This window comes from Martinezella hainanensis, assembly GCF_900094555.1.
In the GTDB taxonomy this organism is placed as follows: domain Bacteria; phylum Pseudomonadota; class Alphaproteobacteria; order Rhizobiales; family Rhizobiaceae; genus Rhizobium; species Rhizobium hainanense.
This window is the reverse complement of sequence record NZ_FMAC01000001.1, coordinates 1,176,516-1,197,182: the sequence shown is the minus strand read 5'-3', so window position 1 is coordinate 1,197,182 and position 20,667 is coordinate 1,176,516. Positions and strand designations below refer to the sequence as shown.

Sequence of the window (20,667 nt, the reverse complement as noted above, 5' to 3'; positions counted from 1 at the left end):
ACCAAACCCAAGGAGATGAGACATGAGCACCGGATTTTTTGGTGACATCAGCAAGATAAAATATGAAGGCCCGGATAGCACCAATCCGCTCGCCTTCCGCTATTACAACAAGGACGAAGTCGTTGCCGGCAAGCGAATGGAAGAGCATCTGCGTTTCGCCGTCGCCTATTGGCACACCTTCACCTGGCCGGGCGGCGATCCCTTCGGCGGCCAGACCTTCCTTCGTCCCTGGTTCAACGAGACGATGGAAGCCGCCAAGCTGAAGGCCGATGTCGCCTTCGAATTCTTCAGCCTGCTCGGCTCCCCCTACTACTGCTTCCACGATGCCGACGTGCGTCCGGAAGGCAAGAATTTTGCCGAGAACACCAAGAACCTCAACGAGATCGTCGACTACTTCGCCAAGAAGCAGGCTGACACGGGCGTGAAACTGCTCTGGGGCACGGCGAACCTCTTCTCCAACCGCCGCTTCATGTCGGGCGCCGCGACAAATCCGGATCCGGACGTCTTCGCCTTCTCGGCCGCGACCGTGAAGACCTGCATGGACGCCACCCACAAGCTCGGCGGCGAGAACTACGTCCTCTGGGGCGGCCGCGAAGGCTACGAGACGCTGCTCAACACCGACCTGAAGCGTGAGCTGGACCAGATGGGCCGCTTCCTCAATCTCGTCGTCGAGTACAAGCACAAGATCGGCTTCAAGGGCACGATCCTGATCGAGCCGAAGCCGCAGGAGCCGACCAAGCATCAGTATGATTACGATGTTGCCACGGTTTACGGCTTCCTGAAGAAGAATGGCCTGGAAAACGAGGTGAAGGTCAATATCGAGCAGGGCCATGCGATCCTTGCCGGCCATTCCTTCGAGCATGAACTGGCGCTTGCCAACGCGCTCGGCATCTTCGGTTCGATCGACATGAACCGTAACGACTATCAGTCGGGCTGGGATACCGACCAGTTCCCGAACAATGTTCCGGAAATGACGCTGGCTTACTATCAGGTTCTGGCGGGCGGCGGCTTCAAGTCCGGCGGCACGAACTTCGACGCCAAGCTGCGCCGTCAGTCGCTCGATCCGGAAGATCTGCTCATCGGCCATATCGGCGGCATGGATTGCTGCGCCCGCGGCCTGAAGGCTGCCGCCAAGATGATCGAGGACAAGGCGCTCTCCAAGCCGCTCGCCGACCGTTACGCCGGCTGGGATTCGGCCGAAGGCCAGAAGCTGCTGCGCGGCGAGTATTCGCTCGACCAGATCGCCCAGTGGGTCGAGACCAAGGACGTCAACCCGCAGCCGAAATCCGGCAAGCAGGAACTGTTGGAAAACGTCGTCAATCGTTACGTTTGATCGACAGGCTCGGGAGGCGGTGCTTCATCGCCTCCCGACTTCCACCGAAATGCACGGCTGGAAATGGCTATCGGATTTCCCGAGGGGTCCTTGGCATTGGCGAAGACATACCCATCGGCCTGATGCACGGGGCCGAATTCCAGTCCCCTTTCGGCGCATCTCGCGCGGAAAGCTTCGACATGCTCGACGTCGAAGACCAGTTTTACCAGCACCTGGCCCATTTTCTGCGCCTTGCCCGCCGGATGGATCAGCAGATTGGCGCCGCCATCCGATGCCAGCATTTCGACGATCCGGTCTCCCTCCAGACGGAGCGGCCTAAAGCCGAAATATCTCTCGTAAAAGCTTACCGTCGTTTCGACATCGCGGACGTAAAGGGTGATTCTGCCGAGCGGCATCGCGGCGCCTGCCTATCGCCGGAGGCGTGCCGGAGCCGCAACCGAGTTTCGCACGACGAGGTCCGGCCGCAGCAGGATTTCCGTTTCGGGCGGCTCGCCATCCGAAAGCAGTTCCAGCAGCAGCGCCATCGCGTGCTTGCCGATGGCGGTGCGCGGCTGCCGGATGGTCGTCAGCGATGGCGTCATGAAGACGGCTTGCGGCACGTCATCGAAGCCCGTCACCGAAAAATCCTCGGGGATGTCATAGCCGCGTGTTTTCAGGCCGATCATCACGCCGATCGCGGTCTGATCGTTGACGCACATGAAGGCCGTCGGCAGGGTGTCGCGCATGAAGAGCTGCTCGACCGCCAGCCGCCCGCTCTCGATGGTGCCGTCACCGTCCAGGACGATGCGGACGTCATGACCGATGCCGGCGGCATCCAGCCCGGCTTCATAGCCCATGCGCCGGCGGCTGTAGGCGAGACGGGTGCGGGAATCGCCGATGAAGGCGATCTTGCGGTGGCCTTCGGCAATCAAAAGGTCGACGGCCTTGCGGGCGCCAGCGATATCGTCGACGCCGACATAGGGAATGCCGCCGTTGAAAACCGGCTCGAAGACGCCGACGCTCGGCGGCAGCCGCGCCGTCATCGTCTGATGCCCGAAGGGCAGGATGCCGGTAAAGAGGATCAGCCCCGCCGCCTGGTTGGAGTTCAGGAATTTCAGATATTCCAGCCCGCGCTGCGCATCGTTCTGCGTATGGCCGATAAGGATGCCATAGCCGTGGGAGCGTGCTTCATTCTCCAGGCCGATCAGAATATTGGAGAAATTGGGGTCGCCGATATCCGGCGCGACAACCAGAATCATATTCGAGCGACCGAGCCTCAGGCTGCGCGCCATGGCATTGGTCGTATAGCCGGTGACGGCGATAGCCTGATTGACTTTCAGCCGCGTTGAATTGGCGACTTTCTCCGGTGTGTGAATGGCCCGCGAAACCGTTGCTATCGAAACATTGGCAATTCGGGCGACGTCTTCGATAGTTGCGGGCGTGGAATTCGACACTGCGCTCTGCCTTGGGGTCTCGTCTGCGCTGGAGACTACACAGACTTACGTGGAGGTCAAAGGTGACGACGAAAATTTGTAAGATATCCAACGATGTAAACCTTTACACAGGTTATGTAAAGGTTTACATACCATGGAAAGCGGGTGGGACCGCAGGGAGGATTCAATGAGTTCGGAAGCCGTCGACGGTACTGTCGTGCTGTCTGCGAGAGGGGTATCCAAATCCTTCAGCGGCGTGCAGGTGCTGTTCAGCGTCAACTTCGATCTTCGGGCCGGCGAAATCCATGCGTTGATGGGCGAAAACGGCGCCGGCAAATCGACACTCGTCAAGGTCCTGTCCGGTTTCGAGCAGCCGACATCAGGTGAAATCCTCCTCGATGGCAAGTCGGTGAAGCTGCCGCCGAACGGTGCTGCCGAAGCGCTCGGCATTGTCATCATCCACCAGGAATTCAATCTTGCGGAGCACCTGACCGTCACCGAGAGCCTGTTTCTCGGCCGTGAAGTCACGCGATTCGGCGTGCTCGATCGCAGGTATATGCGGGCGGAAGCGCGGCGCGTGCTCGATCTCCTCGGCTCGCATGTCGACGAGAATGCGATGATCAGCTCGCTCTCGATCGCCGACAAGCAGATGGTCGAGATCGCCAAGGCGATCAGCCGCGATGCTCGCATCGTCTTCATGGACGAGCCGACCGCCGTTCTGTCGCGCGAGGAAACCAATTTTCTCTTCAAGCAGGTGCGCAAGCTGCGCGACCAGGGAACCAGCTTCGTCTTCGTCTCCCACAAGCTCGACGAGGTCATGGAGTTGACCGATCGCGTCACGGTGTTGCGCGATGGCCAATGGGTGAAGACATCGCCGACCTCGCTGCTCGATGGCGAATCGATTGCGCAGTTGATGGTCGGGCGTGAGCTTTCCAGCCTCTATCCGGCCAAAAACGAGCCGGATGTCGACGAGAAGGTGGTGCTCAGCATCAGCGCACTTTCGACAGGCTATGTCCATGATGCGAGTTTCGAGCTGCGTAAGGGCGAGATACTGGGTTTCTCCGGCATGATCGGCTCCGGCCGCACCGAGCTGATGGAGGCGATCGTCGGTCTGCGCTCGCGTGTATCCGGGGACGTCATCGCCAATGGTCAGACCGTGCCCCCGCATGACGTGCATGCGGCGATCGGTGCCGGCCTTGCCTATATGACCAAGGACCGCAAATCCAAGGGCCTGCTTTTGAACTCGGGCATGGCGGTCAATCTGACGCTGCAATCGCTCGATCGGCATGGCAAGTTCGGTTATCTCAGCGCCTCCAGCGAAGCAAACGCATTGACGCGGGCGCGCCGTCGCTTCGACATCCGGGTGCGGGACGGCAATATCGTTGCCGGCCGCATGTCCGGCGGCAATCAGCAGAAGTTGCTTCTGGCGAAGGTCATGGAGACGGAGCCGCAGATCATCATCATCGACGAGCCGACGCGTGGTATCGATGTCGGCACGAAGCAGCAGATCTATCATTTCATTTCGGCGCTGGCGCGCGACGGCCATTCGATCATCGTGATCTCTTCGGAAATGCCCGAGGTTATCGGGCTCTGCACGCGGATTGCCGTCATGCGCGAGGGACGGATCGTCGGCGTGCTCGAAGGCGAGGAGATCTCCGAGCAGGAAATCATGCGTTATGCGGCGGGCCTGAAGAAAAAGACGGCGGCCTGAAGGGGCGGCGGAGAGCAGGGCGAATTCCCTGCAATCATGGGACGGGAGGTTGGTTTTGGTTATGAGCGTGGGCGAAGACAGCAGCGGCAAGGCCGGTCGGCGAGGGCGTTCCTGGCGGGATGTCGATCTCAGGGCCGTTGCGCCGTTTGCGGCACTGGTGCTGCTTCTGATCGTGGGCGCACTGGTCAATCCGAACTTCATCGGCATCACCAATCTCACCAATGTCGCGACGAGATGCGCCTTCATCGCCATCACCGCGGTCGGTGCGACTTTCGTCATTTCCGCCGGCGATCTCGATCTGTCCGTCGGCGCGATGGTCGCCTTCGTCGCCAGCTTGATGATCCTGTTCATGAATTCGGGCGTCATCGCCGACCCGGCCATGATGCTGGCGGCAGCCGTGTTGTTCTCGATCGTTGCCGGTCTCCTATGCGGCCTCGCCAACGGGCTGATTACGACCATGGGCAAGATTGAGCCGTTCATCGCGACGCTCGGCACGATGGGCGTCTATCGCGGCTTGACGACCTGGCTATCGCAGGGCGGCGCCATCACCCTGCGGCCGGCGGATATTCAGGCGCTCTACAAGCCCGCCTATTACGGCACTGTGCTCGGCGTGCCGGTGCCGATTTTGGTCATCCTCGTCATCACCTGCATTGCGGCCTTCATTCTCTACCGCACCCGCTACGGACGGCATGTGATTGCGGTCGGCTCCAACCGTGACGTTGCCCGTTACTCCGGCGTGGCGGTCAATGGCGTGCGCACCATCGCTTTCGTCATCCAGGGATTTTGCGTTGCCATTGCAGTGCTTCTCTATGTGCCGCGGCTCGGCTCGACGTCGGCGACTACGGGCAGCCTGTGGGAGCTGCAGGCGATCACGGCCGTCGTCGTCGGCGGCACGGCGCTGAAAGGCGGCGCGGGCAGGGTTTGGGGCACGATCTGCGGCGCCTTCATTCTCGAACTCGTCGGCAACATCATGCTGCTTTCCAATTTCATCAGCGAGTATCTGCTCAGCGCCATCCAGGGTGCGATCATCATCATCGCCATGCTGGTTCAGCGCTCGCTGGCTCGCAAATAGCGAATAACCGGGTAAGGGGGGCGCCCGGTCATCAGGACAAAGCCCTGTTTCTTTGTGGGAGGATAAAATGCGAAAAAGACTATTGGGTGTGGCCGTCCTGATGGCGGCTCTGGCGGGCACCGTGCATGCCGCAGACAAGAAGGTGACGATCGGCGTTTCCATTCCGGCCGCCGACCACGGCTGGACCTCGGGCGTGGTGTTCCACGCCGAGCGTGTCGCCAAGCTGTTGATGGCGGAGCATCCGGGGCTGAACGTCATCGTCAAGACCTCGCCCGATGCCGCAAGCCAGGCCAATGCGGTCCAGGACCTTGAGACCCAGGGCATCGACGCTCTCGTGATCCTGCCGTCCGACCCGGACCCGCTCGTCAACGCCATCAAGGAAGTCAAGGACAAGGGCAAGTTCGTGACGCTCGTCGACCGCGCGCCGAGCAACAACGACAATTCCGTTCGTGACCTCTATGTTGCCGGCAACAACCCGGCGCTTGGCCAGACCGCTGGCGAATACATCAAGAAGAACACGCCGGACGCGCAGGTCGTCATCATCCGTGGTCTGCCGATCCCGATCGACCAGCAGCGTCAGGACGGCTTCGACAAGGGCATTGCCGGCTCGAACGTCAAGGTTCTCGACCGCCAGTATGGCAACTGGAACCGCGACGACGCCTTCAAGGTCATGCAGGATTACCTGACCAAGTTCCCGAAGATCGATGTCGTCTGGTGCCAGGATGACGACATGGCCGTCGGCGTGCTGCAGGCGATCGAGCAGGCCAAGCGCACCGACATCAAGTATGTCATCGCCGGCGCCGGTTCGAAGGACATGATCAAGAAGGTCATGGACGGCGACAAGCTGATCCCCGTCGACGTGCTCTATCCGCCGGCGATGGTCGGCACCGCCATGGAACTGACGGCTGCCAACTTCTACGACCAGGTTCCGGTTCGCGGCAACTACATCCTCGATGCGACGCTCGTCACCAAGGACAATGCCAAGGACTTCTACTTCCCCGATTCACCGTTCTGATCGGTCATTCGGTTGATTTTGCCAGGCGCCCGCCGGTTTCGGCGGGCGTTTTTTAAGTACGTTACCGGCTCGTCTCAACGCGGATGGAAATTTTGCGGCACGTACCTCTTGCCGTCTGCGGCGTGCCGTGATTAGGTCGCAAGGCATTCGACTTTCATCCTGAAGACCCTATAGTTTTTTGAGGTTACGGCATCAAAGCCGCCCCGGATATGGGTCCGAAAGGCATCGGAAACGTTTACAGAACGCGATTAGGGAGGAATTACAGATGAAGACGATCAAGGGGCCAGGCCTGTTTCTTGGCCAGTTCGCCGGCGATGCGGCGCCGTTCAACTCGTGGGATTCGATCACGAAATGGGCTGCCGATGCCGGCTATGTCGGCGTGCAGGTTCCGACCTGGGCGAGCCAGCTTATCGACCTGAAGAAGGCGGCTTCCTCCAAGGACTATTGCGACGAATTCGCCGGTGTCGCCCGCGCCAACGGCGTCGAGGTCACCGAGCTTTCCACCCACCTCCAGGGCCAGCTTGTTGCCGTGCACCCTGCCTATGACGAAGCCTTCGACGGCTTTGCCGCTCCGGAAGTACGCGGCAATCCCAAGGCTCGCCAGGAATGGGCCGTCGAGCAGGTGAAGATGGCGCTGACGGCGTCGAAGCATCTCGGCATCAAGGCGCATGCGACTTTCTCGGGCGCGCTCGCCTGGCCCTTCATCTATCCCTGGCCGCAGCGCCCGGCTGGCCTCGTCGAGACCGCTTTCGAAGAGCTTGCTCGCCGCTGGACGCCGATCCTCAACCATGCCGACGAAAACGGCGTCGACGTCTGCTACGAGATCCATCCGGGCGAAGACCTGCATGACGGCATCACCTTCGAGATGTTCCTCGAGCGCGTGAAGAACCATCCGCGTGCCAACATGCTCTACGATCCCTCGCACTATGTCCTGCAGTGCCTCGATTATCTCGAGAACATCGACATCTACAAGGATCGCATCAAGATGTTCCACGTCAAGGATGCGGAGTTCAATCCGACCGGACGCCAGGGCGTCTATGGCGGTTACCAGGGCTGGGTTGAGCGTGCCGGCCGCTTCCGTTCGCTCGGCGACGGCCAGGTCGATTTCGGCGCCGTCTTCTCCAAGATGACCGCCAATAATTTCGACGGCTGGGCCGTGGTCGAATGGGAATGTGCGCTGAAGCATCCAGAAGACGGCGCCCGCGAAGGCTCCGAATTCGTCAAGGCGCACATCATCCGCGTCACGGAAAAGGCGTTCGACGACTTCGCCGGCAGCGGCACGGACCAGGCGGCCAACCGGCGCATGCTGGGGCTGTAATCCAAACCCTTCTCCCCGCAATTGCGGGAAGAAGGTGGACTCAAACGATGGAGCGGAGCGAAATCGCTTGAGGACGGATGAGGGGCCTTCTCGATATTTCCACCAATTCAGAGCTTGCAGAAGGCTCGGCCCCTCACCCTGACCCTCTCCCCGCCGGCGGGGAGAGGGGACGATTGCGGCAGGCGATCGCGTTCAAACAATTCAATTCATTCAGGAGGACAAAATGGCAATCGAAGGATCATCGGAACAGACGCGGGAGCCGCGCATTCGGCTTGGCATGGTGGGCGGCGGCGCCGGCGCATTCATCGGCGCGGTGCATCGCATTGCGGCGCGCATTGACGACCAGTTCGACCTCGTCGCCGGCGCGCTTTCGTCTTCACCGGACAAGGCTATCGCTTCCGGCCGTGACCTCGGTCTCGATCCCTCGCGCACCTATTCGAGCTATCGCGACATGGCGATCCGCGAAGCCAAGCTGAAGAGCGGCATCGAAGCCGTTTCGATCGTCACGCCAAACCATGTGCATTATGACGCCGCCAAGGAATTCCTGCGTCGCGGCATTCATGTCATCTGCGACAAGCCGCTGACTTCCAATCTCGCCGACGCCAAGAAGCTGAAGAAGGTGGCCGACGAGAGCGGTGCGCTCTTTATCCTTACGCACAACTACACCGGCTATCCGATGATCCGCCAGGCGCGCGAGATGATCGCCAATGGCGAGCTCGGCGATATCCGTATCGTGCAAGCGGAATATCCGCAGGATTGGTTGACGGAGAACATCGAGCAGTCCGGCCAGAAGCAGGCCGCATGGCGTACCGACCCGGCCCAGTCGGGCGTCGGCGGTTCCACCGGCGATATCGGCACGCATGCCTATAACCTCGCATCCTTCGTCACCGGCCTTGAACTCGACAGCCTCGCCGCCGATCTCGACAGCTTTGTCGAAGGTCGCCGTCTCGACGACAACGGCCATGTGCTGTTGCGCTTCAAGGCGAAGGGCAAGGAAAAGCCGGCCAAGGGCATGCTCTGGTGCAGCCAGGTGGCGCCCGGTCATGAGAATGGCCTGAAGTTGCGCGTCTATGGCACCAAGGGCGGCATCGAGTGGACGCAGGCCGATCCGAACTATCTGTGGTACACGCCGTTCGGCGATCAGAAGCGGTTGATTACCCGCAATGGCGCCGGTTCGGGTGCCGCCGCGGCGCGTGTCTCGCGCGTCCCGTCGGGCCATCCGGAAGGCTATCTGGAAGCGTTTGCCACGATCTATACCGAGGCGGCGCGCGCCATCAATGCCCGCAAGAAGGGCGTGGCGGTCGATCCGGCCGTGATCTATCCGACCGTCGATGATGGCGTGAAGGGCGTGGCTTTCGTCGAGGCTTGCGTTGCCTCGTCCAAGCGCAACGGCGCCTGGGTCAAGCTCTAAGCTTTAGATAAGGTTCGAGGCGGAGAAACCGCCTCGAACCTGCTTGTTCAGGTCGCAGCTTGCTGCTTGCGCTTCGTCAGCGCGTCGATGCTCAGCGGGCCGCCGCCGGCGCTGGCGAGAAACAGGAAGATGAAGCAGAAGAGGATGGCGGAGACGCCGCCGTTCTGCGCGGGATAAAAGCTCTTCGGCGCGTGAGCCAGGAAATAAGCGAAGGCCATCAGGCCTGACAGGATGAACGAAGCAAGCCTCGTCTGAAAGCCGATCAGGACAAGGAAGCCGAGGGTGAGCTCCAGCAGGCCGGCGATCCAGGACAGCGATCCTACAGGTGGCACCGTTTCAGCTGCTGGGAAATGCAGCACCTTCTGCGTTCCATAGCTGAAGAGCACGAGCGAGGCGACGATGCGCAGGAGGCTCAGCAGATGAGGGTGGAGGGCGTGGAGCGCAGGGAGCATTTGTATCCTTTCGTTGTCAAGTTTCGACGCTACCCTCAATTGATCCGCGTTGGAAAGACAAGTCACGACTGTTGACATTGCTGTTATCGAGCCGTGCGAAGAGTGTTGCTGCTGCTGGCGAAATTTTACGGAATGGTGCGAGCCGGCGTGATTTGTCGACACCTGCAACGTTGCAGTTTTCCTGTGCCGGCACTGTACTTTGAGACGCAGCTTGGTTAAACCGCAGCCAACGAAGCCATAACAGACGGGATTTTCATCATGATCGATCCGAAGCTTCTTGCCGATCGCTTCCCCGGCGATTTCACATTCGGTGTTGCCACCGCCGCCTTCCAGATCGAAGGCGCCACCAAGGCCGACGGCCGCAAGCCTTCCATATGGGATGCCTTTGCCAACATGCCCGGCCGGGTCTATCAGCGCAACAATGGCGACGTCGCCTGCGATCACTATAATCGGCTGGAGCAGGATCTCGATCTGATCAAGGAGATGGGCGTCGAGGCCTATCGCTTCTCGATCGCCTGGCCGCGCATCATTCCCGAAGGTACCGGTCCGGTGAACGAAGCCGGCCTCGATTTCTACGATCGCCTCGTCGACGGCTGCAAGGCACGCGGCATCAAGACCTTCGCCACCCTCTACCATTGGGATCTGCCGCTGGCGCTTGCCGGCGATGGCGGCTGGACGGCGCGCTCGACCGCACATGCCTTCCAGCGCTATGCCAAGACCGTCATGGCCCGTCTTGGCGACCGTCTGGATTCGGTTGCCACCTTCAACGAGCCCTGGTGCATCGTCTGGCTGAGCCATCTTTACGGCATTCATGCGCCGGGCGAGCGCAACATGCAGGCGGCGCTCTACGCCATGCATTATATGAACCTTGCGCATGGTCTCGGCGTCGAGGCGATCCGCTCGGTGGCGCCGAAGGTGCCCGTCGGCATCGTGCTCAACGCTGCATCCGTCCTGCCGGGCTCTGATCGTCCCGAAGATCTGGCTGCCGTCGAGCGCGCCCATCAGTTCCATAACGGCGCCTTCTTCGATCCGATCTTCAAGGGCGAATATCCGAAGGAGTTCGTCGAGGCGCTTGGCGACCGCATGCCCGTCATCGAGGATGGCGATCTGAAGACCATCAACCAGAAGCTCGATTGGTGGGGTCTGAATTATTATATGCCGATGCGCGTCTCCGATGACGCATCCAAGAGCGGTGATTTCCCCTGGACGAAGGACGCACCGCCGGTCAGCGACGTCAGGACGGATATCGGCTGGGAGGTCTATTCGCCCGGCCTGAAGCACGTTGTGGAGGATCTCAACAAGCGCTACGAACTGCCGGAGTGCTACATCACCGAAAACGGTGCCTGCTACAATATGGGCGTCGTCAACGGCGAGGTCGATGATCAGCCACGTCTCGATTACTATGTCGAGCATCTCGGTGTCGTCGCCGATCTCATCAAGGATGGCTATCCGATGCGCGGCTACTTCGCCTGGAGCCTGATGGACAATTTCGAATGGGCGGAAGGCTATCGCATGCGTTTCGGCCTCGTGCATGTCGATTACGAGACCCAGGTGCGCACGGTCAAGAAAAGCGGCAAGTGGTACAGGGAGCTGGCCTCGCAGTTCCCGAAGGGCAACCACAAAGCGGATTAATGCGGTTCTAGCTTCCCTTGGGGGAGGTCGCACGAAACGCGTTTGGGGGGTGACCTTCGGTGTCTACAATGGGTCACCCGCCTCGGATCTTCGGTCCGACCGTCCCGTCAAGGGGAGGGCATTTGTCGCCCGAATCGGCAGGGCCTGATAGATATCGAGCATGATCCAGCGGCCGATTTCCCTTTATGCGCTTTGCGGCAGCCAGCGGCAGGCTTCGACCAGCCGGAGGCTGCTGGAGGCTTTGCAGCTTGCCTGCCCGGAAGGCATCACCATTGCGATCTGCGATCTGATCGGTGATCTGCCGATCTTCAATCCGGACAATGAGGGTGAGCGAACACCAGCCGTTGTCGAGCGGTTTGCGGCCGAAATCCGTAAGGCAGACGGTTTGATCGTGTCGTGCCCGGAATATGCCCATGGCATACCCGGCGGCTTCAAGAATGCGCTCGACTGGCTGGTGTCGCGCGACGAGGTGCCATTCAAGCCGCTGATGTTTGCACATGCCTCGCATCGCGGCGATCTCGTATTGGCACAGCTCACCGATGTCCTGCAGACCATGTCGCTGCATATTGTGGAGGATGCTTTCTTGCGTCTGCCGGTTGCGGGCAAGAGCGATAAGGCGCAGGCGGCAATGCTGCTGGAAGCGCGGGAAAGCGGCCTTTTATCCGCGAGTCTTAATCGTTTTAGACGGGCGATTGCCGCTGGGGCGTGAATTCTTCCCATTTTGGCAAATTTACAACCCCTTCCTGTAGGAATCTCCGATTCGCCTTAACCGTTTGTTGAAGACCTGACGTCAGACTTCTCCGTCAAGGAGAAAAAGGTGTTGGGAGCAGTTTTCAAGTCACTGCGGAAGAATGCGCAGATCGGTCGTCATTCTATTGTGACGGCCGTTTTGATTTGCTTCGCACTGATTGTTGCCGTCGTGACCTTGATGGTTCTCACCGCAATCGGACGCGTTGCCGATTACTCCAACAAGCTGGATGACGAGCGCTCCTGGGAAACGACCGTCGGTGCGCTGAAGACCTTTCAGGGACAGCTGGAAGCGACGTTGCATGACCATTCCGCTCGCAACGATGCGGCGCGAAATGTTTATGGCACCGATACTCAAGGCTGGATCGTCGGCAACTATGGCGACATTTCCTCCAACGGTGCGCTGTTCGACACCGCCGTCATCGTCGACGACAACAACAAGCCGATTGTTGCTTACCACGATGGCCAGCCATTGACTGACAATATCGAGGATGTCCTCGGCACTGCCATCTGGGCGCTTGTCGATCAGGCACGAACAACACGTGTGACCGGGGTGCCGGAGGCTTCGGGCTACATCATGACCAGGGATGGTATCGCCGCCGCCGGTGCTGCGACGATCCGCGAAAGATCCGGCCGTATTCCGGTGCCGGAAGGTCATCGGCGCTATCTGATCCTCGTGCGTTACCTTGACGCTGGCCGGATCAAGATGCTCTCCAACACCTATGTCATCAGCGGCTTGACGCTGGTGCCGCCGGATACGGTCGCTCGATATGCCGTCTCCATTGTCGATCCGCTCGGCAAGTCGCTGGGACGGCTGGTCTGGGGATCGCGTCAGCCTGGGGACATGAGCTATCAACAGGTCCGCCCATTGGTGCTCGGCGCGCTTGGTCTTGTGGGTCTGTTTTTCGTCGTGCTTTTGATCCTGGGATCGCTGGCAGGGCGCCGGTTGCGGGCGGAAGAAGTTCAGGCACGTCAGGTGTCGCTTCGCGACCGGCTGAGCGGGCTTCTCAATCGTGAGGGGTTGCGGCTCGATGTGGATCGTCTGGTCGACCGGGCGCGTTCCGACGGCACCAACGTCCTGCTTCTCTACCTCGATCTGGATGGCTTCAAGGAAATCAACGACGCCTATGGGCATGGCACTGGCGATCAGCTCATCCGTGCGGTTGCCGCCGGGCTCAAGGTGCTTGTGCCGCCACAGGCGGCTTTGGCGCGCCTTGGAGGCGATGAGTTCGCCATCGTCTTCCCGACGAAGGAGCTCAACGACGCCCCGGCTTTGCGGCTGGCCGAACAGATCCTGGATTTCCTTGCCGAGCCTCTGGAGATCGGTCGTCGTGTGGTCGTGGTCGGCGCCAGCATCGGCATCGCAAGCTCGCCTGAAGGCCGCATCGACCGTGAGGAACTGGTGCGTCGCGCCGATCTTGCCATGTACAAGGCCAAGGAGGCCGGCCGCGCCCGAATGACCTGCTATGAAACTGCCATGGATGCCCATCGCGAGGAGCGTAATGCGCTGGAACTCGATCTGCGCCGCGCCATCGACATGGAGGAACTAACCGTCGCCTATCAGCCTCTGGTCGACGCATCGAGCTGCGAGATGATCGGCGTCGAGGCGCTGGTGCGGTGGAACCGGCCCGGTCACGGGCCGATTTCGCCGGAAGTCTTCATCCCCATCGCCGAAACGAGCGGCCTGATCGAAGCGCTGGGCCTGCTCGTGCTGCGCAAGGCCTGCGAGGCGGCCAGGCAATGGCCGGATTTGCGGATTGCGGTGAACGTTTCGCCGGGCCAGTTCCGCAACCCCGCCTTTGCCGATTATGTCCGTAGCGTATTGAACAGCACGGAGATCGAAGCCGATCGGGTGACGCTGGAAATTACCGAAGGCTATATCATTCAAAACCCTGAGCGTACCCGCCAGTCGATCGAGCGGTTGAAGAGGCTCGGCGTCAAAGTGGCGCTCGACGATTTCGGTTCCGGTTTCTCTTCCATCGGCTATCTGCGTCAGTTCGGTTTCGATCGCATCAAGATCGATCGCTCGCTGACCATGAATGTGCTGGAAGACAACCGCGCCCGCGAAATGGTGAAGGCAACCGTGGCGCTGGCTCGCTCGCTCGATATTCCCGTTACGGCCGAAGGTATCGAATCCGAGGCACAGGGAAGGGCACTGGAAGACTTCGGCTGCGATGAGCTGCAGGGCTATTTCTACGGCAAGCCGATGCCGGACGCCGAGATCAGCAAGCGGCTTGCGGTGCAGATGGCAACCGCGCTGGACGAAGAGCATGCCGCCGCCTGATATGCTGAGAGCATCCATGCAGTATTGACGGAAAACGGCTGCACGGTTTTCGTGGGAAATGCTTTAGCCGATATGTTCGTGGCCGCGTTTGCGCGCGAGCGCGATTTGCCGCTGCCTTTCGCGATAGCGTTCGCGATCCTCTTCGCTGCGCTCATGGTAGCAATGGCTGCAGGAGACGCCGGCTTCGTAGAAGGGTGAGGTCACTTCCTCTGCCGTGATGGGATTGCGGCAGGCGTGGCAGAGCTTGTGATTGCCCTCTTTCAGGCCATGCTCGACGGAGACGCGCTCGTCGAAGACGAAGCAGGCGCCTTCCCAGAGGCTTTCTTCCGCCGGCACTTCCTCGAGATATTTCAGGATGCCGCCCTTGAGATGATAGACCTCATCGAAGCCCTGCTGCTTCATGAAGGCGGTCGCCTTCTCGCAGCGGATGCCGCCGGTACAGTACATGGCGATCTTCGGCTTGTTGTGCAGGCCGGTATTGTCGCGCACCCAATCGGGAAATTCGCGGAAGGTCTTGGTCTTCGGATCGACCGCGCCCTTGAAGACGCCGATGGCGGTCTCATAATCGTTGCGGGTGTCGATGACTATGGTGTCGGGGTCGGAGATCAGCGCGTTCCAGTCCTTCGGCGCGACATAGGTGCCGACGACTCTCGTGGGATCGATATCCTCGACGCCCATGGTGACGATCTCTTTCTTGAGCTTCACCTTCATGCGCACGAACGGCATTTTCGACGCGCGGCTTTCCTTGTGCTCGAGGCCGGCAAATTCCGGCTGCGCGCGCAGGAAGGCAAGCACGGCGCCGATGGCGGCATCCGTGCCGGCGACGGTGCCGTTGATCCCCTCGTGCGCGAGCAACAGCGTGCCCTTCACACCCTTTTCCTCGCAAAGCGCAAGCAAGGGCTCGCGCAGGCTTTCGAAGCGCGGGAAGGAGACGAAATGATAGAGCGCGGCAACGAGGAATGCGCCGGTCGCGTCGCGCCGTGGATCTGAAAGCATGTCGGTCATGCCGGGGAAATACAATTTTGTGAGCTTTCAGGCAATCGGGATTTACGCCGCAGCTCCTGCGCCGTCGTCATTCCCCTCGGTCGGCGTGGCGAAAGGCGCCGAATGCCATTGCCGGCGGGTTGAAATGCCACTCGCCTTACAAGATTTATCGCGCGGGCGGCGCATCATCCTTGATGTCGTCGGCAAATCTGCGCATGAGCCGCACAAGGTCCTCGATGTCCCGCTCGTCCCATTTGGCGAAAATAGACCGTGCGATCCTCTCTCTCGCCTCATCGATGCGATCGGTCATCGCCTTGCCCGTCTCGGTGATGACGGCCTCGCGAAGACGGCGGTCGACCGCATTTTCCTGCCGGCTGATCAGCCCGAGCCCTTCCATTTTCGCGACCTGACGGCTGACGGTGGTGTAATCGCGCCCGACACGATCGGCCAGTTCGACAACGCCGATGGGGCCGAGCCGTTCCACCAAAACCAACAGGGAAAACAGCGCGCGGTCGAGGGAGATGCCTGCCTCTTGGATCATTGCCTCGTCGCGCTGAGGCCGGTTCATGACGCCGACGATTTCGACGAGCGCACTATGGAGTTCGCGCAGTCGGTTGCTGATGTGTGTATTTTGCAAGCTTTTTGTTGACACCGGATCGCCCTCCTCTTAATATGTGCATATTACACATATGGAGACAGAAATGACAGAGCAATTTGCAGCCGATGTGCTGATTTGCGGTGCGGGCGCGGCCGGCCTGGCATTGGCGATCGATTTGGCAAGGCGAGGGATTTCCTTCCGTCTGATCGAGAAGATGGATGAGCCGTTCCACGGGTCGCGCGGCAAGGGCATTCAGCCGCGAACCCAGGAGATTTTCGAAGACCTCGGCATTCTCGACCGCATCGTCGCGGCGGGCGGCCTCTATCCGCCGGAGCGGCGATATCGCGATGACGGCAGTTTTTCCGAGTCCGACATCACCGAGCATCAGGACCCGACACCGGCCGAACCGTATCATCTGCCGCTGATGATACCGCAATTCCTGACCGAAAAGGTGATGCGCGAAAGGCTGCTCGAGCTTGGCCATAGGCCACAATTCGGCTTCGAGCTGATTGGCTTCGAGCAAGATGCGGGCGGCGTGACGGCGCGTCTTGCAGGCAGGGCGGGGGAGGAAACTCTCCGGGTGCGCTGGCTCGTCGGTGCCGATGGCGGCCGGAGCTTCGTTCGCCATGCCCTTGATATCGACTTTCCGGGCAAGACCCTTGGCGTTCGCGCCATTGTGGCCGACGTTATCCTGACCGGTCTCACGCGCGATGCCTGGCATCGTTTCAACGATGGCGACATGGTGCGGCAGATCATGTTTTGCCCGCTCGCCGGGACCGAGATGTTCCAGATACAAGGGCCAATCCCGCTCGAGGGTGATATCGATCTTTCGGCCGAGGGGCTGGAGGCCATGGTGGCGGAGCGCACCGGGCGCGACGACATCCATATCCAATCCGTGTCATGGTCGTCGGCCTACAGCATGAATGCGCGCCTTGCCGATCGATACCGCGTCGGCCGCGTGTTCCTCATCGGTGATGCCGCCCACATTCATCCGCCGACCGGGGGCCAGGGCCTCAATACCAGCGTGCAGGATGCCTATAATCTCGGCTGGAAGCTGGCCGCCGTCGCCAATGGAGCCAACGACGCGTTGCTCGACAGCTATGAAGAGGAGCGTCAGCCGATCGCGGCAGCGATGCTCGGTCTGGCAACGAAGCTTCTCAATGCGCAAAAGCAGGGCGACATGCGTCGTGGTCGCGAGGTGCATCAACTCGATATAGGTTATCCGGGATCCTCGCTCGCGTTCGAAACGCCTGGACGCAGTGATCGCCTGTCAGCCGGCGATCGAGCTCCGGATGCGCCGATCCGTGGTGCCGCTGGCCAGCCGACACGGTTGTTCGACCTTTTCCGAGGAGCGCATTGGACATTGCTCGGTTATGGTGTGGAGCCTGGATCGGTGCCGCCGCGTGTAGACCTGCATATTCATACCTTCAGCCCGTCAGGCGACATGGTCGATGCCGAGAACCATCTTCGGGACATCTACGCCCTGTCCTCGGGCGAATGGGTGCTTGTGCGTCCGGACGGTTATATCGGTGCCATCGCCGCAGCCGGTGACGTTGCGATGCTGGAGAGCTATTTCGCGCAAGTGGGACTTGGTTTGGCGGATGCGCCGCGCGCATGAGACAATAGCGGGACACGTCGATTGAGCTGCCTGAGCGGGCGTATGACTTATGTCAGCCCGCCGCCTCCAGCCATAGGTGCTTTATGGTTCGCGCCTCGTTCTCCGGCTTGTCGGCAAAGACCCAGCGCGCTTGGCTTAGTGCCTCCTCGCGGGCGGTCTGCTGCCGGGCAATGATCGCTTCCAGCAGGCGGGCGTGATCGTCGCTTCTATCGAAGAGATGCGGCTCTCGGTCGGCGACATCGGCCAATATCGACATGTCGAGATAGCGGCCGAGCACGTCGACCAAAGCCTTGGCCTCCAGCTGCTTGGCGTGCATCGCCGCCGGCCAGACATCGCGCAGCAGCATGTGATGCATCCAGTAGTCCTGGCTGCGCTTGCGCAGATCATGAAAGCTCTCGGCATGGGCCGCTTCCGCATGGCATTCGGACAGTGCCTGTACCGCCTTGCGGGCGTTCTTGCGCCAGCTTTTCTGAAAGAGACTGGCCGTGGCGCGCCTGCCGCAGTTGAAGGATATCTCCTTCAACGCCTCGCGCGCCTCGGCACATGTAGCGACTGCCGCCTGCGCCTTGTCTTCTAGGTCGGTTTCCGCCGCCGCGAGATGGTCGCGCCGCGCGGCCAGCAAATCGCTCACCCGGGTCAGCGCATGCAGTTCTTCGGCGGATGCAGCGGTTGCCTGCAGGTAATGGCTGATCTCGATCAGCGCGGTCGCATCGCGAACGCCGGAAAGCGTGCGTGCCATATCCCGCAGCCGGTCATTTTCCCGCTGTTGAAATTCGCGCGCGATCGGAGCTATCAATCGGTAAAGCGCCCGCACGCGCTTGATGTTCTTGCGGGCGGCGTGAACGGCTTCATGCAAGCCCTGCGGCCTGTCGGTCAGTACGGCCATTGCCTTGCCGAGTTGATGCGCGGCGGCTTTGTGCACCTCGTCATCAAGGGCTCGGTCAGGCCGTATGCGATAGCTCATCATACTCCTGCTCGAACTGCGTCGCGAGGGCCTGATTGGAATAGCGGTATTCGCCAGTTACCTCGCGTCCGATCCAGTCCGGCAGTTCCGGATTGTCGCTTTCTTTCCCCATCTCCACCTCGGCAATCACAAGGCCGCGATGGGCACCACGGAAGACATCCACTTCCCAGGTGAATCCCTTGAAAGGCACCTTATGGCGGGTCTTCTCGATGACCAGGCCGATCGACGTTCCCAGCAGTTCCTCTGCTTCGTCGACGGGGATTTCGTATTCGAATTCGTCTCTGGTCATCGCCTTGCCGATCTTGATCGTCAAGGTCGCCTTCGTTTCGTTCGTCAGCCGTATGCGTACGGAACGGCCTTCCATGGAGGCAATATATCCCTGTCGCAGGATCAGCCTCTCCGAAACGAAGTTCCGCCAATGATCGCCGCGCACCAGAAACTTTCGCTCGATCTCTTTTGCCATGCGTTTGACATGCTCCACCGGCACAGATTGGGGGAGACTATAGCATGTTGCTGCAATTTCCTACCCGTCGTATTTAAAGCGAGCTTTTGTCTCGACAAGCACCTTCGGGAAGGCTATTCGAAAGCCGGATTTCAATCGTTTTAAAGGGAGTGCACCGACCATGGGCGAGAAAACCGAGAAGCTTCTTTCCATCCTGAAACTGCAGCCCGTCGTTCCCGTGCTGATCGTCGATGATGCGAAATCGGCAGTGCCGCTCGCCCGGGCGCTCGTCGCCGGCGGTCTGAAGGCCATCGAGATCACGCTGCGCACGGCCGGCGCTCTCGATGCGATCCGTGCTGTCGCGGAAGAGGTGGAAGGCGCCGAGGTCGGCGCCGGTACGATCCTCAATGTCAGCCAGTGGGATGCAGCCGTCGAGGCCGGTTCCAAGTTCATCGTCAGCCCCGGCACGACGCAGGAGCTGCTCGATGTTGCGCGCTCCTCGCATGTGCCGCTGCTGCCGGGTGCGGCCACGGCAAGCGAAGTCATGGCGCTGCGCGAGGAAGGCTACACGGTGCTCAAGTTCTTCCCGGCCGAGCAGGCCGGCGGCGCCTCCTATCTCAAGGCGCTGTCCTCGCCGCTCGCAGGTACGATCTTCTGCCCGACCGGTGGCATCTCGCTGAAGAACGCCCATGATTATCTGTCGCTGCCGAACGTCATCTGCGTCGGCGGCTCCTGGGTTGCGCCGAAGGAGCTGGTTGCTGCCGGCGACTGGGCAGGCATCACCAAGCTTGCCGCAGAGGCGGCAGCGCTGAAGGGCTGAGATCCGAGCCCATCGAATTCGATTTCAAAGGCGCGTGGAGCTTTCTGCGCGCCTTTTTGCATGAGATGGATTGGTATTTGCAGTTGCGCTTCCTATCTCCCCTTCACCATCACAAGGACGGAGGACCATCCATATGATCGACGCCCGCAAGCTTCTTGACCAATTCCTGGGATCGCAGGTTCCGGGGGTGCAAGGAACCGTGAAAGACAGGGCCACCCAGGCCATCAATCTCGCCAGAGATAATCCGATGGCAACGAGCGCGATTGCCGGCGTGCTGCTCGGCACGAAGACCGGGCGTCAGGTCGCCGGCAATGCGCTGGCGCTCGGCGGCCTCGCCGCCATCGCAGGCCTCGGCTATCAGGCCTACAAGAATTATCGCGACGGCAATCAGCCGCAGCCGGCGCCGCAATCCACCCCACAGGCCGAGCCGCAGTTCCTGCCGCCGCCGACGGATTCCGGCTTCAGCACGGCGCCGGCAGTTGCCAGCAATGATTTTACGCTTTCCCTGGTCCGGGCGATGATCGCGGCCGCGCGCGCCGACGGCCATATCGACGATACCGAGCGTCAGCGCATTCTCGGCAAGGTGCAGGAGGCTGGCGTCGGGTCGGAGGCGGAAGGTTTCTTCCAGCGCGAACTTGCCAATCCCGTCGATCTCGATGCCATCGTCGCCTCGGCGAAGACGGAAGAGCAGCGCGTGCAGGTCTACACCGCGTCGCGGCTGGCGATCGAACCGGATTCGCGGGCCGAGCGCGGTTATCTCGATCTGCTGGCTGGGCGCCTCGGTCTGGCCGACGCTCTGGTCGATCATATCGAAGCGACGGTTGCAGGCGCCAAAGTTCAGCTCTGACTGACAG

Annotated in this window: 19 protein-coding genes; 12 read left to right on the top strand and 7 right to left on the bottom strand. The window is 60.7% G+C overall.

The annotated features are described in order from the left end of the window. Positions 1 to 22: 22 nt before the first annotated feature. Entirely contained in the window at positions 23 to 1,333 is a 1,311-nt protein-coding gene (xylA, locus tag GA0061100_RS05775) for a xylose isomerase (protein WP_075851701.1), read from the top strand. On the opposite strand, the gene GA0061100_RS05770 is transcribed toward xylA, so the two are convergent. Further along, a complete protein-coding gene (locus GA0061100_RS05770; RefSeq protein ID WP_075851700.1) occupies positions 1,324 to 1,728 on the bottom strand; it encodes a VOC family protein in 405 nt (134 codons plus the stop codon). The genes xylA and GA0061100_RS05770 overlap by 10 nt on opposite strands. Positions 1,729 to 1,740: 12 nt before the next feature. Continuing rightward, the gene (locus tag GA0061100_RS05765) at positions 1,741 to 2,766 is read right to left on the bottom strand and encodes a LacI family DNA-binding transcriptional regulator (protein WP_075851699.1); all 1,026 of its coding nucleotides are present in this window, start codon (positions 2,764 to 2,766) and stop codon (positions 1,741 to 1,743) included. A gap of 166 nt (positions 2,767 to 2,932) precedes the next feature. On the opposite strand from GA0061100_RS05765, the gene GA0061100_RS05760 reads away from it, so the two are divergent. The 5 genes from GA0061100_RS05760 (at position 2,933) to GA0061100_RS05740 (ending at position 9,272) form a co-directional block, all read left to right on the top strand. Next, entirely contained in the window at positions 2,933 to 4,456 is a 1,524-nt protein-coding gene (locus GA0061100_RS05760; RefSeq protein ID WP_075851698.1) for a sugar ABC transporter ATP-binding protein, read from the top strand. 61 nt (positions 4,457 to 4,517) lie between these two features. Beyond that, positions 4,518 to 5,528: an ABC transporter permease gene (locus tag GA0061100_RS05755; RefSeq protein ID WP_075851697.1), complete on the top strand. Its 1,011-nt coding sequence runs from the start codon at positions 4,518 to 4,520 to the stop codon at positions 5,526 to 5,528. 67 nt (positions 5,529 to 5,595) lie between these two features. Continuing rightward, on the top strand, positions 5,596 to 6,543 hold the full coding sequence (locus GA0061100_RS05750) for a substrate-binding domain-containing protein (protein WP_075851696.1): 948 nt from the start codon (positions 5,596 to 5,598) through the stop codon (positions 6,541 to 6,543). 265 nt (positions 6,544 to 6,808) lie between these two features. Continuing rightward, entirely contained in the window at positions 6,809 to 7,861 is a 1,053-nt protein-coding gene (locus GA0061100_RS05745) for a sugar phosphate isomerase/epimerase family protein (RefSeq protein ID WP_047628952.1), read from the top strand. A 223-nt stretch (positions 7,862 to 8,084) separates the two neighbouring features. Further along, positions 8,085 to 9,272, top strand: coding sequence for a Gfo/Idh/MocA family protein (locus tag GA0061100_RS05740; protein WP_075851695.1), 1,188 nt, complete (start codon positions 8,085 to 8,087; stop codon positions 9,270 to 9,272). A gap of 47 nt (positions 9,273 to 9,319) precedes the next feature. On the opposite strand, the gene GA0061100_RS05735 is transcribed toward GA0061100_RS05740, so the two are convergent. Beyond that, on the bottom strand, positions 9,320 to 9,724 hold the full coding sequence (locus GA0061100_RS05735; protein WP_075851694.1) for a DoxX family protein: 405 nt from the start codon (positions 9,722 to 9,724) through the stop codon (positions 9,320 to 9,322). 258 nt (positions 9,725 to 9,982) lie between these two features. On the opposite strand from GA0061100_RS05735, the gene GA0061100_RS05730 reads away from it, so the two are divergent. From GA0061100_RS05730 to GA0061100_RS05720, 3 genes are all read left to right on the top strand, one after another. Further along, entirely contained in the window at positions 9,983 to 11,356 is a 1,374-nt protein-coding gene (locus GA0061100_RS05730; protein WP_075851693.1) for a GH1 family beta-glucosidase, read from the top strand. 160 nt (positions 11,357 to 11,516) lie between these two features. Next, positions 11,517 to 12,065: an NADPH-dependent FMN reductase gene (locus GA0061100_RS05725; protein WP_208621515.1), complete on the top strand. Its 549-nt coding sequence runs from the start codon at positions 11,517 to 11,519 to the stop codon at positions 12,063 to 12,065. Between the two features lie 111 nt (positions 12,066 to 12,176). Next, complete coding sequence (locus GA0061100_RS05720; protein ID WP_075851692.1) at positions 12,177 to 14,387, top strand: putative bifunctional diguanylate cyclase/phosphodiesterase; 2,211 nt, start codon at positions 12,177 to 12,179, stop codon at positions 14,385 to 14,387. Positions 14,388 to 14,450: 63 nt separating this feature from the next. On the opposite strand, the gene trhO is transcribed toward GA0061100_RS05720, so the two are convergent. Together trhO and GA0061100_RS05710 are read right to left on the bottom strand one after the other, a co-directional pair. Next, complete coding sequence (gene trhO / locus GA0061100_RS05715; protein WP_075851691.1) at positions 14,451 to 15,392, bottom strand: oxygen-dependent tRNA uridine(34) hydroxylase TrhO; 942 nt, start codon at positions 15,390 to 15,392, stop codon at positions 14,451 to 14,453. 145 nt (positions 15,393 to 15,537) lie between these two features. Next, the gene (locus GA0061100_RS05710) at positions 15,538 to 16,023 is read right to left on the bottom strand and encodes a MarR family winged helix-turn-helix transcriptional regulator (RefSeq protein WP_075851690.1); all 486 of its coding nucleotides are present in this window, start codon (positions 16,021 to 16,023) and stop codon (positions 15,538 to 15,540) included. A 49-nt stretch (positions 16,024 to 16,072) separates the two neighbouring features. Between GA0061100_RS05710 and GA0061100_RS05705 the strand changes: the two genes are divergently transcribed. Next, positions 16,073 to 17,587: an FAD-dependent oxidoreductase gene (locus GA0061100_RS05705; RefSeq protein ID WP_075851689.1), complete on the top strand. Its 1,515-nt coding sequence runs from the start codon at positions 16,073 to 16,075 to the stop codon at positions 17,585 to 17,587. A gap of 52 nt (positions 17,588 to 17,639) precedes the next feature. Here the strand turns inward: GA0061100_RS05705 and GA0061100_RS05700 are convergent, their stop codons facing one another. Both GA0061100_RS05700 and GA0061100_RS05695 read right to left on the bottom strand, forming a co-directional pair. Next, positions 17,640 to 18,551 (bottom strand): CHAD domain-containing protein, encoded by a 912-nt coding sequence (locus GA0061100_RS05700; RefSeq protein WP_075851688.1) that lies wholly within the window; start codon positions 18,549 to 18,551, stop codon positions 17,640 to 17,642. Then, complete coding sequence (locus tag GA0061100_RS05695) at positions 18,529 to 19,014, bottom strand: CYTH domain-containing protein (RefSeq protein WP_075851919.1); 486 nt, start codon at positions 19,012 to 19,014, stop codon at positions 18,529 to 18,531. Before GA0061100_RS05695 ends, GA0061100_RS05700 begins: the two co-directional genes overlap by 23 nt. Positions 19,015 to 19,174: 160 nt before the next feature. On the opposite strand from GA0061100_RS05695, the gene GA0061100_RS05690 reads away from it, so the two are divergent. Both GA0061100_RS05690 and GA0061100_RS05685 read left to right on the top strand, forming a co-directional pair. Next, positions 19,175 to 19,813 (top strand): 2-dehydro-3-deoxy-phosphogluconate aldolase, encoded by a 639-nt coding sequence (locus GA0061100_RS05690; RefSeq protein ID WP_075851687.1) that lies wholly within the window; start codon positions 19,175 to 19,177, stop codon positions 19,811 to 19,813. A gap of 133 nt (positions 19,814 to 19,946) precedes the next feature. Further along, on the top strand, positions 19,947 to 20,660 hold the full coding sequence (locus tag GA0061100_RS05685; protein WP_075851686.1) for a tellurite resistance TerB family protein: 714 nt from the start codon (positions 19,947 to 19,949) through the stop codon (positions 20,658 to 20,660). The last annotated feature ends 7 nt before the right edge of the window (positions 20,661 to 20,667 follow it).